Annotated in this window: 9 protein-coding genes; 6 read left to right on the top strand and 3 right to left on the bottom strand. The window is 72.1% G+C overall.

What is annotated here, in order from left to right; genetic code table 11:
* Positions 1 to 7: 7 nt before the first annotated feature.
* Positions 8 to 1,114 (top strand): hypothetical protein, encoded by a 1,107-nt coding sequence (locus tag B9L22_RS13030; RefSeq protein ID WP_086150721.1) that lies wholly within the window; start codon positions 8 to 10, stop codon positions 1,112 to 1,114.
* A 4-nt stretch (positions 1,115 to 1,118) separates the two neighbouring features.
* On the opposite strand, the gene B9L22_RS13025 is transcribed toward B9L22_RS13030, so the two are convergent.
* From B9L22_RS13025 to B9L22_RS13015, 3 genes are all read right to left on the bottom strand, one after another.
* Positions 1,119 to 2,018 (bottom strand): dihydrodipicolinate synthase family protein, encoded by a 900-nt coding sequence (locus B9L22_RS13025; protein WP_086150720.1) that lies wholly within the window; start codon positions 2,016 to 2,018, stop codon positions 1,119 to 1,121.
* A 10-nt stretch (positions 2,019 to 2,028) separates the two neighbouring features.
* Positions 2,029 to 2,694, bottom strand: a complete 666-nt coding sequence (locus B9L22_RS13020) for a ThuA domain-containing protein (protein ID WP_021483712.1) — start codon at positions 2,692 to 2,694, stop codon at positions 2,029 to 2,031.
* A 69-nt stretch (positions 2,695 to 2,763) separates the two neighbouring features.
* Positions 2,764 to 3,945, bottom strand: a complete 1,182-nt coding sequence (locus B9L22_RS13015; RefSeq protein ID WP_034655387.1) for an ROK family protein — start codon at positions 3,943 to 3,945, stop codon at positions 2,764 to 2,766.
* A gap of 409 nt (positions 3,946 to 4,354) precedes the next feature.
* Between B9L22_RS13015 and B9L22_RS13010 the strand changes: the two genes are divergently transcribed.
* The 5 genes from B9L22_RS13010 (at position 4,355) to B9L22_RS12990 (ending at position 14,627) form a co-directional block, all read left to right on the top strand.
* Positions 4,355 to 5,875: a sugar ABC transporter ATP-binding protein gene (locus B9L22_RS13010; RefSeq protein ID WP_086150719.1), complete on the top strand. Its 1,521-nt coding sequence runs from the start codon at positions 4,355 to 4,357 to the stop codon at positions 5,873 to 5,875.
* Positions 5,872 to 6,912: an ABC transporter permease gene (locus B9L22_RS13005; protein ID WP_021479938.1), complete on the top strand. Its 1,041-nt coding sequence runs from the start codon at positions 5,872 to 5,874 to the stop codon at positions 6,910 to 6,912. The genes B9L22_RS13010 and B9L22_RS13005 overlap by 4 nt, the downstream gene beginning before the upstream one ends.
* A 117-nt stretch (positions 6,913 to 7,029) precedes the next feature.
* Entirely contained in the window at positions 7,030 to 8,097 is a 1,068-nt protein-coding gene (locus tag B9L22_RS13000) for a substrate-binding domain-containing protein (protein ID WP_021479937.1), read from the top strand.
* 119 nt (positions 8,098 to 8,216) lie between these two features.
* Complete coding sequence (locus tag B9L22_RS12995) at positions 8,217 to 9,389, top strand: Gfo/Idh/MocA family protein (protein ID WP_021479936.1); 1,173 nt, start codon at positions 8,217 to 8,219, stop codon at positions 9,387 to 9,389.
* 252 nt (positions 9,390 to 9,641) lie between these two features.
* Complete coding sequence (locus B9L22_RS12990; RefSeq protein ID WP_086150718.1) at positions 9,642 to 14,627, top strand: ThuA domain-containing protein; 4,986 nt, start codon at positions 9,642 to 9,644, stop codon at positions 14,625 to 14,627.
* Positions 14,628 to 14,730: the final 103 nt, after the last annotated feature.

Genomic DNA, 14,730 nt, shown 5'->3' with positions numbered 1-14,730 from the left:
TGCTCCGGTGCTCGACGCCACCACCGCCCCGTCCCGTACCCTCCCGACCCTGCGCGGCGCCCACCTCGTGGGCTCCGTGAACCTGCCGACCGCGCGCGAGACCTTCCGTGCGGTGGGGGAGCACCTCGGCGACCACGTGCGCCGCGTCCCCGACGGGGAGGTCGGCGAGCGGTTCCACTGGATCCTCTTCCAGGGTGAGCGGTTCTCCGCCGTCGACGGCCTCGCGCGCGTCCCGGTGGACCCGGTCGTCGTCGCGGGGTTCGACGTGCGCCCGCACGTCCTCGACGGCTCCGTCGACGCGGCGGACCTGCGGTTCGGCCCGCTCGGCTACGCCGACGCGGCCCTCGCCTCCTACGCCGACTTCGTCGCGCTGCGCGAGGAGGGCGCCCTCCCGGCCGGGGCCCGCTTCCAGGTGTGCCTGCCCTCGCCGCTCGCGCCGGTGACGGCGTTCGTCGCGCCCCAGGACCGCGCGGCGGTGCACCCGGCGTACGAGGCCGCGCTCGTCCGCGAGCTCGCGGCGATCAGCGCCGCGATCCCCGCGGAGGACCTCGCGGTCCAGGTCGACCTCGCGACCGAGTTCGCGTTCGTCGAGGGCGCGAACCTCGGCGGCGGGGCCGCGCGCGCCTGGTTCGACGCCGAGGCCGGGGGAGACGAGGACGTCGTCACGGGATGCGCGCGTCGGGCCGCGGCGTTCGCGCGGCACGTGCCCGCCGGGGCCGAGCTGGGGTTCCACCTCTGCTACGGCGACGTCGCCGAGAAGCACTTCGTCGAGCCGACGGACACCGCGAACCTCGTCCGCGTCGCGAACGCCCTCGTGGAGCGCCTCGACCGGCCGGTCGGGTGGGTGCACCTTCCCGTCCCGATCGCGCGCGACGACGTCGCGTACGTCGCGCCGCTGGCGGACCTGCGCCTGGACCCGGCGACCGAGCTCTACCTCGGGCTCCTGCACCACGAGGACGGGGTCGAGGGAGCACGCCGCCGGCTCGCCGCGGCGGCGTCGGTGCTCGGCGGCCGCCCGGTCGGCGTCGCGACGGAGTGCGGCTTCGGCCGCGGCCCGAGCGAGCGCACCACCGGCCTGCTCGACCTGCACGCCGCGGTGCTCGCGGCGGTCTGACGGCTCAGCCCCGGGGCCGCCGGGCGACGACCTCGCGCAGCCGCGCGACGCCGTCGGGCGGGACGGGGAGCGACGGCCCGCGCGGGGGAGCGGTCGGCACGCCGAGCAGGGTGGCGAGGGCGTGGAACCCGCTCACCGGGCGCAGGTCGGCGAGCACGGCGGTCAGGTCGTGCAGCCAGCGGGCGACCCGCGCGTCCGGCACCGTGCCCGCGGTGCGGGTGCGGCGGAGCGCGACGTACTCCGCGGGGACGAGCGCGGCGAGCCCGGTGTGCCAGGCGTCGGCCGGCTCGGCGCCGCGCACGAGGGGGACGTCGCCGCTCAGCCCGACGCTCACGCCGAGCCCGTCGGTCGCGGCCCGCAGCTCGGCGACCCGCCCCCCGGGTCGCGCGGGCGTCGACGCCGCGTCCTTGACCGCGACGACGGTCGTCGTGCGGGCGAGGTGGGCGAGGGCGCCCGGCGTGAGGTCGTACGCGGTCTGGACGCTGCGGTTGTAGAAGCACACGGGCAGGTCGACGTCCGCCGCGACCGCCTCGAACAGCGCCACGACCTCCGCCTCGTCGAGCGGGAGGTAGGAGAACGGCGCGAGCACGAGCCCGTCGGCGCCCGCGTCGCGCGCGGCACGGGCTCGGGCGAGGACCTCACACGTCGACGCGCCGCTCACGGCGACGTGGACGGGCACGGCCGTGGCGCCCGTCGACCCCGCGGCCACGGCCGCCCGCACGACGGCGTCGCGCTCGTCCGGGTCGAACGTGACCCCGGCGCCCGACGACGCGAGCACCACGACGCCGTCGACCCCGGCCCCGGCGACGTCCCGGACCAGGCGGCCGAGAGCGTCGAGGTCGGGGGCGTCGTCGTCGGTGAGGGGCGTGATCGGGTAGGCGAGCAGGCCGCGGAAGGCGGTCATGCGCGCGGGCTCAGCGGCTCGCCCAGAGGATGCCGCGCTCGACGATCGTGCGGATCGGAGGCACCTCGAGGTCGGCGAGCTGGTGACCCGCCGCGCACACGAAGATGCGTCCGGCGCCCCAGCGTCGCGTCCACACGGCGGGGGAGACGACGGGCTCGTGCCACGGGTCGCCGTCGCGCGGGAGGATCGTCGTCGTCGCGAGGACGTCGTTGTACGAGTCGGCGAGCACCCAGTACTGCTCCGAGTGCAGCGCGATCGAGTCGATCCCCGCGACGATCGGGTGGTCCCCGCGCTCGGGCACGATCTCGATCGTGTGGTCCACGAGGTCGTGCGCGTGGGCGGCGAACTGCCCGCCCACCATCTGCAGGTAGTCGGTGGCGAGCCGGAACGAGTCGACGATGCCGCCGTGCCAGCCCGCGAACCCGGTGCCGTTCGCGATGGCCGTGCGCAGACCGCGCATCTCGTCCGGGAGGATCTCGCCCATCGTCCAGCACTGCACGACGAGGTCGAGGCTCGTCATGAACTCCTCGTCGGCGTACGCCTCGAGCGACCCCTCGAGCGTCACGTCGTAGCCGGACGCCTCGAGGAACGGGATGAACAGCTCGGCGGCCTCCTCGGGTGCGTGCCCGGGCCACCCGCCCCGGACCACGAGCGCTCGACGGTTCCGCTCGGTCATGACTCCTCCTCGTGCTTCGTCACACTCGTCGCGCCCGCGCGCGCGGGCAGCGGCCCCCGTCGACCGCGCTCAGGCGATGAGCGCGTCGATCGCTGCGGGCGAGAGTACGTGATCGACGGCCATGGCGCTCGCACCGAGCACGCCGGCCTGACCTCGTGCCTGCGAGGTGACGATGCGCAGGTGCTGCGTCGCGAGGGGCAGCGAGCGCTGGTAGACGATCTCGCGGATGCCCGCGATGAGGTGCTCGCCCGCCTCGGCGACGATGCCGCCGATGACGATGAGCGAGGGGTTGAGCAGGCTGACGCACGCCGCGAGGACGGAGCCGATGTCGCGCCCCGCCTGGCGCACGGCCTGGCTCGCGGCGAGGTCGCCGCCGCGCACGAGCGCGACGACGTCGGAGCTGGTGGTCGCGTCGAGGCCCGCGGCGGCGAGGGCCGCGGCGACGGCCTGGCCGCTCGCGACGGCCTCGAGGCAGCCCACGTTCCCGCAGCGGCACGGGACGTCGGCGGCGCTCGGGACGGCGACGTGCCCGATGTCGCCCGCGGCGCCCTGCGCGCCGCGCCGGAGCTCGCCGTCGGCGATGATGCCCGAGCCGATGCCCGTCGCGACCTTGACGAAGAGCATGTCGGTGACCGCGGGCCACGCGGTGCGGTGCTCGCCCAGCGCCATGATGTTCACGTCGTTGTCGACGAGCACGGAGGCGTCGAACCGCTTCTGCAGGATCCCGGGGACGTCGACGTCGTCCCACGCGGGCATGATCGGCGGGTTGATGGGCCGTCCGGAGGAGTGCTCGACGGGGCCGGGGAGGCCGACGCCGACGCTGACCAGGTCGTCGATGCTGCGCCCCGTGGTCGCGACGAGCTTCTCGCCGGTGTCCGCGACCCACGACAGGACGACGTCGGGACCGTCCGCGATCGCGAGGGCCGCGTCGGTCTCGGCGAGCACGTTGGACGCGAGGTCCGTGACGGCGAGGCGGGCGTGGGTCGCGCCGAGGTCCACGGCGAGCACGATGCGCGCCTCAGGGCTGAAGGCGAAGGTCACGGGCGGGCGCCCGCCGGTCGAGCTGGCCTCGCCCGCGGGGGCGATGAGGCCGGCCGTCATGAGGAGGTCGATCCGGGCGGCGATGGTCGATCGCGCCTGCCCCGTGATCGCTGCGAGGTCCGCACGGGTGCGCGGCTGACCGTCCCGGAGCAGCTGGAACATGTCGCCGGCACCGGTCGGGCGCGGCGCGAACTTCAGCAGTTCCTCCATGGGCACAGTGAATCACGGAGCCTCTCGTCGGTCGTCCGTACCAGGCGGACGAGTCATCGGCTTTTGCTTGACGATCGCCAAAAGGTACCCTACTGTCCCCTCCCAAGGCGACATGGACGTCGTCGAAAGGTGTGGAGGTCCGACGGTGGGCCTCCGGTCCGGGCGACGACCGCCCCACGAGCTCCCCCTGGTCCCCGATCGCACGTCGCATCTTCGGCATCCCTGCTCGTACAGGGCCTGCCGGACACTATCGCCTCCGCAGCACCCCCGGGGCACCCCGGGAGCGGCGGGAGCGTTCCCATCCGGCGATCAGGGCGCGCACACTTTTGTCGGTCACGGAGTGGTAACAGTGGCAAAAGACGACAACCTTATGATTGACGCTCGTCAAAAGGTTCGCTAGGTTCACCGCATGGTCACCGCAGACCCTCCCCAGCCGCTCCTGCAGATGCAGGGCATCGTCAAGGTCTTCCCCGGGGCTCGTGCGCTCGACGGCGTCGATCTCGAGATCCTCCCGGGCGAGGTCCACTGTCTCCTCGGCCAGAACGGGGCCGGCAAGTCCACGCTCATCAAGGTGCTCGCCGGTGCCCACCAGCCCACCGAGGGCCGGATCCTCCTCGACGGCGAGCCCATCACCATCTCCGACCCCGTGGCAGCGCTGAAGCACGGCGTCGCGACGATGTACCAGGAGCTCGACGTCGTCGACGGCCTGACCGTCGCGGAGAACGTCTACCTCGGGCACGAGCTCGCGACGATGGGGTTCTCCCAGCGCCGCGAGGCGGTGCGCAAGACGCGTGAGCTGCTCCAGCGGCTCGGGCACTCGGAGGTCTCGCCGAGCACGGAGGTCGGACGGCTGTCGGCCGCCGGCAAGCAGATCGTCTCCATGGCCCGGGCGCTGTCCCACGACGCGCGCGTCATCATCATGGACGAGCCCTCGGCGGTGCTCGACTCCGAGGAGGTGGGCAACCTCTTCCGTGTCGTCAAGGAGCTGACCAAGGCGGGGGTCGCCGTCGTCTACATCTCCCACCGGCTCGAGGAGATCCGCGAGATCGGCGACCGCATCACCGTCCTCAAGGACGGCCGGACCGTCGCGCAGAACCTCCCGGTGTCCGAGACCCCGACGGCGAAGCTCATCACGCTCATGACCGGGCGCTCGGTCGAGTACGTCTTCCCGGACTCCGACGGCCCGGTGGACGCCGCTCCCGTCGTGCTCGACGTCGCGGGACTGAGCCTGCGCGGCGTGTTCGCGGACGTGTCGTTCCAGGTGCGCGCCGGGGAGATCGTCGGTCTCGCCGGGCTCGTGGGCGCGGGCCGCTCGGAGATCATCGAGACGGTCTACGGGGCGCGCAAGGCGACCGCGGGCACCGTGACCGTCGACTCCACGCGGCTGCGGTCCGGGTCCGTGGCCTCCGCCGTCGGTGCCGGGATCGGGCTCGCGCCCGAGGAGCGCAAGAGCCAGGGCCTGCTCCTCGACGAACCCGTCTACCGCAACGTCACGCTCTCGACGTTCTCGCGCTTCGCGCGCTTCGGTCTCCTCGACGAGAGCGCCGAGCGCAAGGCGGCCAAGGAGCAGGCCGACTCGCTCGAGCTGCGCCCCACCGGCGTCGACCGGGCCATCCGCACGCTGTCGGGCGGCAACCAGCAGAAGGCGATGCTCGCCCGCTGGCTCGTCCACGGCTGCCGCGTGCTGCTCCTCGACGAGCCCACGCGCGGCGTCGACGTCGGCGCGCGCGCCGAGATCTACGCCCTCATCCGCAGGCTCGCCGACGAGGGTGCCGCCGTCGTCGTCGTGTCCAGCGAGATCCCCGAAGTCCTCGGCCTCGCCGACCGCGTCCTCGTCGTCTCCGAGGGTCGCGTCGTCCACGAGGGGCCCTCGAGCTCCATCGACGAGCACCAGGTGCTCGACATGGTCATGGAAGGAAGTGTCGCGTGAGCGAGCAGCAGGTGTCGGCGTCGATGCCGACGAAGAAGCCGGAGGCCGACGAGTCGGCCCGGGTCGAGAAGGCCGCGGGCGAACGCCGCAAGAGCGGGTTCATGTCCGGCGCCGCGGGGCGGAACATCGGCCTCGTCGTCGCTCTGCTCCTCCTGTGCGTCGTGGGCTTCGCGACGGGCGGCGAGCGGTTCCTGAGCGTCAGCAACCTCATGACCATCCTCAGCCTCGGGTCGGTCGTGGGCGTCGTGGCCATCGGGATGACCTTCGTCATCACGACGGGCGGCATCGACCTCTCCGTCGGCTCGGTGCTCGGTCTCGCGTCCGTCTGGGCGACGACGCTCGCGACGCAGTCGTACGGCTGGGTCGTCATGGTGATCTGCGCGCTCGCGGTGGGCATCGGCGCCGGCCTCCTCAACGGCCTGATCGTCGCCTACGGGAAGGTCGTGGCGTTCATCGCGACGCTCGCGATGCTCGTCGCCGCCCGCGGTCTCGCCGAGCTCATCGCGCAGAAGCGCACGCAGATCGTCCAGGTCGACGCGTTCAACGACGTCTTCCGCGGCAACCTCCTCGGGGTGCCGAAGATCGTGTGGATCTTCGCGGTCGTCGCCGTGCTCGGCTGGTTCCTCTTCAACCGCACGACGTTCGGCCGCCGGACGGTCGCCGTCGGTGGCAACGCCGAGGCCGCTCGCCTCGCAGGCATCAAGGTCAAGCGCCACCTCCTGTACGTGTACGCGCTGTCCGGCCTGACCGCGGGCATCGCCGGCGTGATGATCCTCGCCCGCACGAGCGCCGGCTCCTCGACCAACGGCCTGCTCATGGAGCTCGACACCATCGCGGCGGTCGTCGTCGGCGGCACGCTCCTCGCGGGCGGCCGGGGCACGATCGTCGGCACCGTCCTCGGTGTCCTGATCTTCACGACACTCACGAACGTCTTCATCATCAACAACATCGACAGCTCGGTGCAGCAGATCGCCAAGGGCGCGATCATCGTCGGCGCGGTCCTGCTCCAGCAGCGCCTCTCCCGGCGCACCACCTAGCGACCCCGAGCCCCGCGGCGCCCCCGCACCACGCCGCAGCCGGACGAGCCCCGCACCACCCCCACCCCGCCAGTTCCCCTGAGGTTCCACCCGCAGGACAGCATCGAAGGAGATCCCATGTCCGCACGCACCACCCTCCGCCGCCGCATCACGCTCGCGACGGTCTCGGCCGCCTCGATCGCGCTGATCGCGACGGCGTGCACCTCCAACACGCCGCAGGACGAGGGCACGGCCGAGGGCGACGGCGGGGGCAGCGCCAACCAGGCCGTCTCCGACAACGACGCCCCGGGCGACCCGATCGTCATCGGCTTCTCGGCCCCCGCCGCCGACCACGGCTGGATGGGCGCCATCACGACCGCCGCCGAGGCGGAGGCCGCGGAGTACGAGGACGTCGAGCTCCGTGTCGCCGACGGCACGAACGACGTGAACGTCCAGATCAGCCAGATCGAGGGCTTCATCAACGACGGCGTCGACGCGATCGTGCTGCTGCCGTTCGACGGCGCCGCGCTCACCGAGGTCGCGACCAAGGCGATGGACGCCGGGATCCCCGTCATCAACGTCGACCGTGAGTTCTCCAGCCCGTTCGCGGCGCGGACCACCGTCCTCGGTGACAACTACGGCATGGGCGTGAGCGCCGGCCAGTACATCTGCGAGCAGCTGGGCGACAACCCGGACGCCGTGGTCGCCGAGATCGCCGGCATCGACTCGCTCCCGCTCACGCAGGACCGCAGCCAGGGCTTCGAGGACGCGCTGTCCGACTGCGGCCTCGACGTCGACAACCGCGTCGCCGCGGACTTCACGGTCCAGGGTGGCGAGGCCGCGACGGCCAACCTCCTCCAGGCCGCGCCGCAGATCGACGCCATCTGGAACCACGACGACGACCAGGGCGTCGGCGTGCTCTCCGCGATCGAGAACGCGGGCCGCGACGAGTTCTTCATGGTCGGCGGCGCCGGCTCGAAGCAGGTCATGGAGCACATCCAGGCCGGTGACTCCGTCCTCCAGGCGACGGTCGTCTACCCGTCGACGCAGGCGGCGGACGGCATCAAGCTCGCCCGCCTCGTGGCGCACGAGAAGAACCTCAGCGACCTCGCGTCGTCCGACGTGCCGCGCACGGTCCAGCTCTTCGCGCCCGTCGTGACGAAGGACAACGTCGACCAGTACCTGCCCACCGCGTTCCAGTCCTGACGGACCCGCTGACACCCGTCAGCACGCAGCAGGAAGCACGCGGACCACGCCCACGGTCCGCCCGGGTACCGCCCGGCCGGACCGTGGGCGTGCGCCGTGAGAAGCACGGAAGGAACGTCATGGCAGGAAACGACGGCGCGCAGCTCGGCGTCGGCATGGTCGGGTACTCGTTCATGGGGGCAGCGCACTCGCAGGCCTGGCGGACCGCCCCCCGGTTCTTCGACCTCCCCCTCGACCCGCGGATGCGGGTCCTCGGCGGCCGCAACCCGGAGGCGGTCGCCGCCGCCGCGCAGCGGCTCGGCTGGGAGTCCACGGAGACGAGCTGGCAGGCGCTCGTCGGCCGGGACGACGTCGACCTCGTCGACGTGTGCACGCCCGGCGACACCCACGCCGAGATCGCGATCGCCGCGCTCGAGGCCGGCAAGCACGTGCTCTGCGAGAAGCCGCTCGCGAACACGGTCGCCGAGGCCGAGAAGATGGTCGCGGCCGCCGAGGCCGCCGCGCGGCGCGGGCAGGTCGCGATGGTGGGCTTCACCTACCGCCGCGTTCCGGCGATCCAGCTCGCGCGCCAGCTCGTGGCCGACGGCCGCATCGGCACGGTGCGGCACGTGCGCGCGCAGTACCTCCAGGACTGGATCGCGGACGAGGACGCGCCCCTGTCGTGGCGTCTGGACAAGACCAAGGCCGGCAGCGGCGCGCTCGGCGACATCGGCGCGCACGTGATCGACCTCGCCCAGTTCATCACCGGCGAGCGGATCACGAGCGTCTCCGGCCTGCTCGAGACGTTCGTCAAGGAGCGTCCCGTCGCGACGGAGTTCGCCGGTCTCTCGGGACAGGGTGGCACCGAGCGCGGCCCCGTCACCGTGGACGACGCCGCGATCTTCCTCGCCCGGATGTCCGGCGGCGCGATCGGCACGTTCGAGGCGACCCGGTTCGCCTACGGCCGCAAGAACGCGATCCGGCTGGAGATCAACGGGTCGAAGGGCTCGGTCGCGTTCGACTTCGAGGACATGAACGTCCTGCACTACTTCGACGCCGCCGACGACCCGGCCGTCGCGGGCTTCCGCCGCATCGTCGTGACGGAGCCGCAGCACGCGTACGTCGGGCACTGGTGGCCCGCGGGCCACGGCCTCGGCTACGAGCACGCCTTCACGCACCAGGTCGTCGACCTGGTCGAGGGCATCGCCGCGGGGACGCACCCGGCGCCGACCTTCGCGGACGGCCTGGTGGTCCAGCGCGTGCTCGACGCGGTCGAGCGCAGCGCGGCGTCGGGCGGCTGGGTCGAGCCCTAGGACTCGGCCCGCCGCACGGACGGCAGACCGGTCGTCGGCCGCGCGCAGGTGCACGGCCGACGACCGGGACGACGAGAGGAGGTACGACCGCCGCGCTGGCGGCGAGGAAGGTGCCCGGCGGAGCACCGAGACAGTCCGCCGACGAGCCCGGGACGGACGGCAGGCCGATGGCGCCGACCCGGCGGAGCGCAGCACAGTTCCCCATCTCGACGAGGAGACCTTGTGAGAAACGTGCTTGGAGGATCGCTCGCCATGAGGCGCACGGTCGCGGCAGCAGCCGCGGCGGCGATCGCTCTCCCCCTGACCATCGCGACGGCGGTGTCGGCCACGGCGGCCCCCGCCGCCGGGAGCGTCGCTCCGGCGGCTCCGGTCGCAGCCGCCGCCGACACCGCACCGTTCGACGTGCTCGTCTTCAGCAAGACCGCCGGGTTTCGGCACGGGTCGATCCCCGCGGGCATCGCGGCGATCCAGCAGCTCGGCGCGGAGAACGACTTCGACGTGACCACGACCGAGGACGCGGGAGCGTTCACGGACGAGAACCTGGCGCAGTACGACGCCGTCGTGTGGCTGTCCACGACGGGCGACGTCCTCAACGACGACCAGCAGGCCGCGTTCGAGCGCTACATCCAGAACGGCGGCGGGTACGCGGGCATCCACGCGGCGTCCGACACCGAGTACGACTGGCCGTGGTACGGCGAGCTGGTCGGCGCGTACTTCAGCAGCCACCCGCAGAACCAGGACGCGACCGTCAAGGTCGAGGACCACGCCCACGAGTCGACGGCGCACCTGCCGTCGCGCTGGGACCGCTACGACGAGTGGTACAACTACCGCACCAACCCGCGTGACACCGTGCACGTGCTCGCGAGCCTGGACGAGACGTCCTACACCGCGGGGTCGGGCGCGATGGGCGCCGACCACCCGATCGCCTGGTGCCAGGCGTACGACGGCGGCCGCTCGTGGTACACCGGCGGCGGCCACACGAACGAGTCCTACGCGGAGCCGGAGTTCCTCCAGCACCTGCTCGGCGGCATCCAGACCGCCGCCGGCGTCGTGCCGTCGGACTGCGCCGCGTCGCAGTCGGACAGCTACGAGGTCGTCTCGCTCGACGAGGAGACGTCCAACCCGATGATGCTCGACGTCGCCCCCGACGGGACGGTCTTCTACGTCGAGCGCGACGGGCGCGTCCGCCTCATCGACCCGGAGAGCAACCAGACCACCACGGCGATGACCCTCGCGGTCACGCAGGCCAACGAGGACGGGCTCACGGGCGTCGTCCTGGACCCGGACTTCGGGGAGAACGGCTGGGTCTACCTGTTCTGGTCGCCGCAGGACGTCGGGACGGACGGGCCGCACAACCGCGTCTCGCGCTTTACGTACGACGAGGCGACCCGGACGATCTCGGCCGCGAGCGAGGAGAAGGTCCTCGTCATCCCGACGCAGCGCGAGACGTGCTGCCACGCGGGCGGTGACATGGTCTTCGACGGCGACGACAACCTCGTGATCGTGACGGGCGACAACACCAACCCGTTCGAGTCGGCCGGCTACGCGCCGCTCGACGAGCGCGCGGGCCGCACGTCGTACGACGCGCAGCGCACGTCGGCGAACACCAACGACCTCCGCGGCAAGGTGCTGCGCATCCACCCGGAGGACGACGGCACGTACACGATCCCCGAGGGGAACATGTTCGCCCCGGGGACGGACAAGACGAAGCCCGAGATCTTCGCGATGGGCTTCCGCAACCCGTTCCGCATCGGCGTGGACCAGAAGACGGGCAACGTGCTCGTCGGCGACTACGGCCCCGACGCGCAGAACGCCAACCCGAGCCGCGGCCCGGGGAACACGGTCGAGTGGAACATCGTCGCGGAGCCGGGCTTCTACGGGTGGCCGTACTGCACCGGTGACAACGCGGCGTACATCGACTACAACTTCGCGACCGGCCAGTCGGGCCAGGCGTTCGACTGCGCCAACGGCCCCGTGAACGACTCGCCGAACAACACCGGCCTGACCCAGCTCCCGCCGGCCGTCGCGGCCGACGTCTGGTACAACTACGCCGGCAACCCGCTCTTCCCGGAGATCGGCGGCGGCGGCGCGCCCATGGGCGGCCCCGTCTACGACTACGACCCGGAGCTCGAGTCGGACGTCAAGTGGCCCGAGTACTGGGACGGCAAGGCGATCTTCGGCGAGTGGAACCAGGGCAAGATGTACTCGTTCCAGCTCGACGGGGAGAACCGCGACGAGCTCGTCGACATCAACCGGATCCTGCCGAAGCACTTCGACCCCGCGGCGGGCTTCTACCGCGCGATGGACTTCGACTTCGGTCCGGACGGCTCGCTCTACGTCATCGACTGGGGCCAGGGCTTCGGCGGCAACAACACGACGTCGGGCATCTACAAGGTCAACTACGTGCAGGGTGACCCGACGCCGATCGCCCGCGCCAGCGCGGACGTGACCAGCGGCGCCGCGCCTCTCACGGTGCAGTTCTCCTCGGAGGGCACCCGCCACCCGGCGGGCGACCCGATCTCGCTGCAGTGGACGTTCGGCGACGGGTCCGACCCGTCGACCGAGGCGAACCCGGTGCACACCTACACCGAGAACGGCAGCTACACCGCGCAGCTCGTGGCGACCGACGCGAACGGCCAGACGGGCTTCGCGAACGTCAGCATCGTCGTCGGGAACCAGGCGCCGAGCGTGACGATCACGTTCCCGGACAACGGTGGCGTGTTCGAGTGGGGCGACCAGGTGCGCTACGTCGTCGAGGTCGAGGACCCCGACGGCGAGGTGGACTGCTCCAACCTCCAGATGATGACCGCGCTCGGGCACGACGCCCACGCGCACCCGATGGAGGAGCTGACCGGCTGCGAGGGCGTCATGCAGACGGCCCGCGACGAGGGCCACGGGCTCGAGGCCAACATCTTCTGGGTGCTCGAGGCGTTCTACACCGACGACGGCGGCGAGGTGGGCGTCCCGCTCACGACGAACTCGCTCCAGATCCTGCAGCCGAAGCTGCTCCAGGCCGAGTACTACACCTCGACGGGCCGGCTCCCCGGCTCGGCGAGCACGGGTGACCCGGGCGTCCAGACGGAGCAGACCAGCGACAGCGCGGGCGGCGGCCAGAACCTCGGCTACATCGAGGTCGACGACTGGTGGGCCTACGAGCCCATGTCGCTCTACAACGTCGAGGGTCTCGGCATGCGCGTCGCGTCGCCCTCGGGCGGCACGGTGTCCGTGCGCTGGGACGCGCCCGACGGTCCGGAGATCGGCCGGGTGACCGTGCCGAACACCGGTGACTGGCAGGCGTACACGATGGCGACGACGGAGATCACCGACGTGCCCGAGGGCACGGGGACGCTCTACTTCGTCAACGTGGCCGGCCAGATGAACGTCAACTGGCTCGAGTTCGACGGCCGCGGCGTCACGGACAACGTGCGCCCGACCATCGACACGTTCGAGGTCACGCCGACGGAGGGCACCGCCCCGCTGGAGGTCACGGCGTCGGTCACGGCGACCGACCCCGAGGACGAGGCCGTCACGTTCGCGTGGGACGCGGGCCTCGGCGACGGGTTCGTCGACGGCACCGACTCGTTCGCGGTCACGTACGACCAGCCGGGCACCTACCGGCTCCAGGTCCGGGCCACCGACGAGCGCGGCGCGTACTCGGTCGAGTACACGACGGTGACCGTCAAGGCGCCCGAGACCGGTCCGGGGCTCTGCTTCTCCGGCCGCTCGGACGACTTCCTCGGCACCGACCTGGACGAGGACCGCTGGACCGTGACGAACCGCGACCAGAACCTCGTCGTGCGCGACGGGCGCCTGGTGGTCCCCACGGCGACGCGGGACTTCTACGGCACGGACAACACCGTCGTGCCGAACCTGGTGCTCCAGGACCTCCCGGACGGACCGTTCACGGCCACCGCGAAGGTGACCCTGCCGGCCCGCCAGCAGTACCAGCAGGCCGGTCTGCTGATCTGGGAGGACCAGGACAACTACGCGAAGATGGTGCTCCAGGGCCGGTCGGCCGCTGCGGACCCGGCGACGCGGATCTTCCAGTTCATCCGTGAGGAGAACGCCCAGCCGAACGAGGTCAACGAGTCCAACTCGGCCGCGCTCGGTGCCGACTACCCCGACACGGTCTACGTGCGGTTCGTCAGCGACGGCGCGAGCCTCCAGGCGGCGTACTCGGCCGACGGCATCGACTTCACGACGATGCCGCAGACCAAGTCGATCGCCGACCTGGAGAACGCGAAGATCGGGCTCGTGGCCCTCAAGGGCAACAACACGACCACCCCGGTCGTCGACGCCGAGTTCGACTGGTTCCACATCACGCCCGACGACACGGCGGCGGCCCCCGGGCCGGACGACGAGTTCGACGGCGACGCCCTCGACACGTGCCGCTGGTCGATCGTCCGCGAGGACCCGACCGGCTACCGCGTGGCGGACGGCTCCCTGCAGATCGACACGACGCCCACGGACATCTACGGGACGGACAACCGCCCGGTGCCGAACATCGTGCTGCAGGACCAGCCGGGTGACGAGTGGACGATCGAGACCGTCGTCGACGGCTCCGCGTTCGACCGTCAGTACCAGCAGGGCGGTCTGATCGTCTACGGCGGCGACGACGACTACGTGAAGCTCGACTACGTGGTCGACAACCAGGCCGGCCAGGCGCGCAACGCCCGGATCGAGCTGCGCAGCGAGGTCGGCGGCGTGGTGCAGAACCCGCAGCCGCAGACGGGGAGCCTCGCCGAGTCGGTGTGGCACCTGCGCCTCACGCGCTCCGGTGACACGTTCACCGGCGCGTACAGCGCGGACGGCGAGACGTGGACCACGTTCGACGAGAGCGTGACCAACGCGCCCGCCGCGGACGCCAAGGTCGGTCTCTTCGCCCTCGGGGCGTCGGCCGACACCGGTGCTCCGGCGTCCTTCGGCCACTTCCGGGTGGTCGAGGACGAGGCCGAGCCGATCGCCGTCACCATCACCGCGGAGACGCGCTGCATGGCCGGCAAGGTGTTCGTCGCGGTCCGCGCGGCGAACGACGACACGGTCCCGCTCGCGATCACGCTCGAGACCCCGTACGGGTCGAAGCAGGTCGCGGACGTCGCGCCGGGTGCGAACGCGTACCAGTCGTTCGCGTCGCGCGCCGTCGCGGTCGACGCGGGCACCGTGACCGTGACCGCCACGGGCGCCGAGGGGAGGACGTTCTCCGGGACGGCGGACTACGCGGCCCGGTCCTGCTCCTGACGAGCTCCGGCGGGTCGGTGCGCTGAGCACCGGCCCGCCGGGCACCGCGCTCGGCGCGCGGGCGCTCGGGCGTCCGGGCGGCCCATCGGCCGGGCCGACCGTA

The sequence above is a fragment of the Cellulosimicrobium sp. KWT-B genome (assembly GCF_002127155.1).
GTDB classification, from domain to species: domain Bacteria; phylum Actinomycetota; class Actinomycetes; order Actinomycetales; family Cellulomonadaceae; genus Cellulosimicrobium; species Cellulosimicrobium funkei.
Note: the sequence above shows the minus strand (reverse complement) of the source record. Positions and strands in the feature narration are given on the sequence as shown.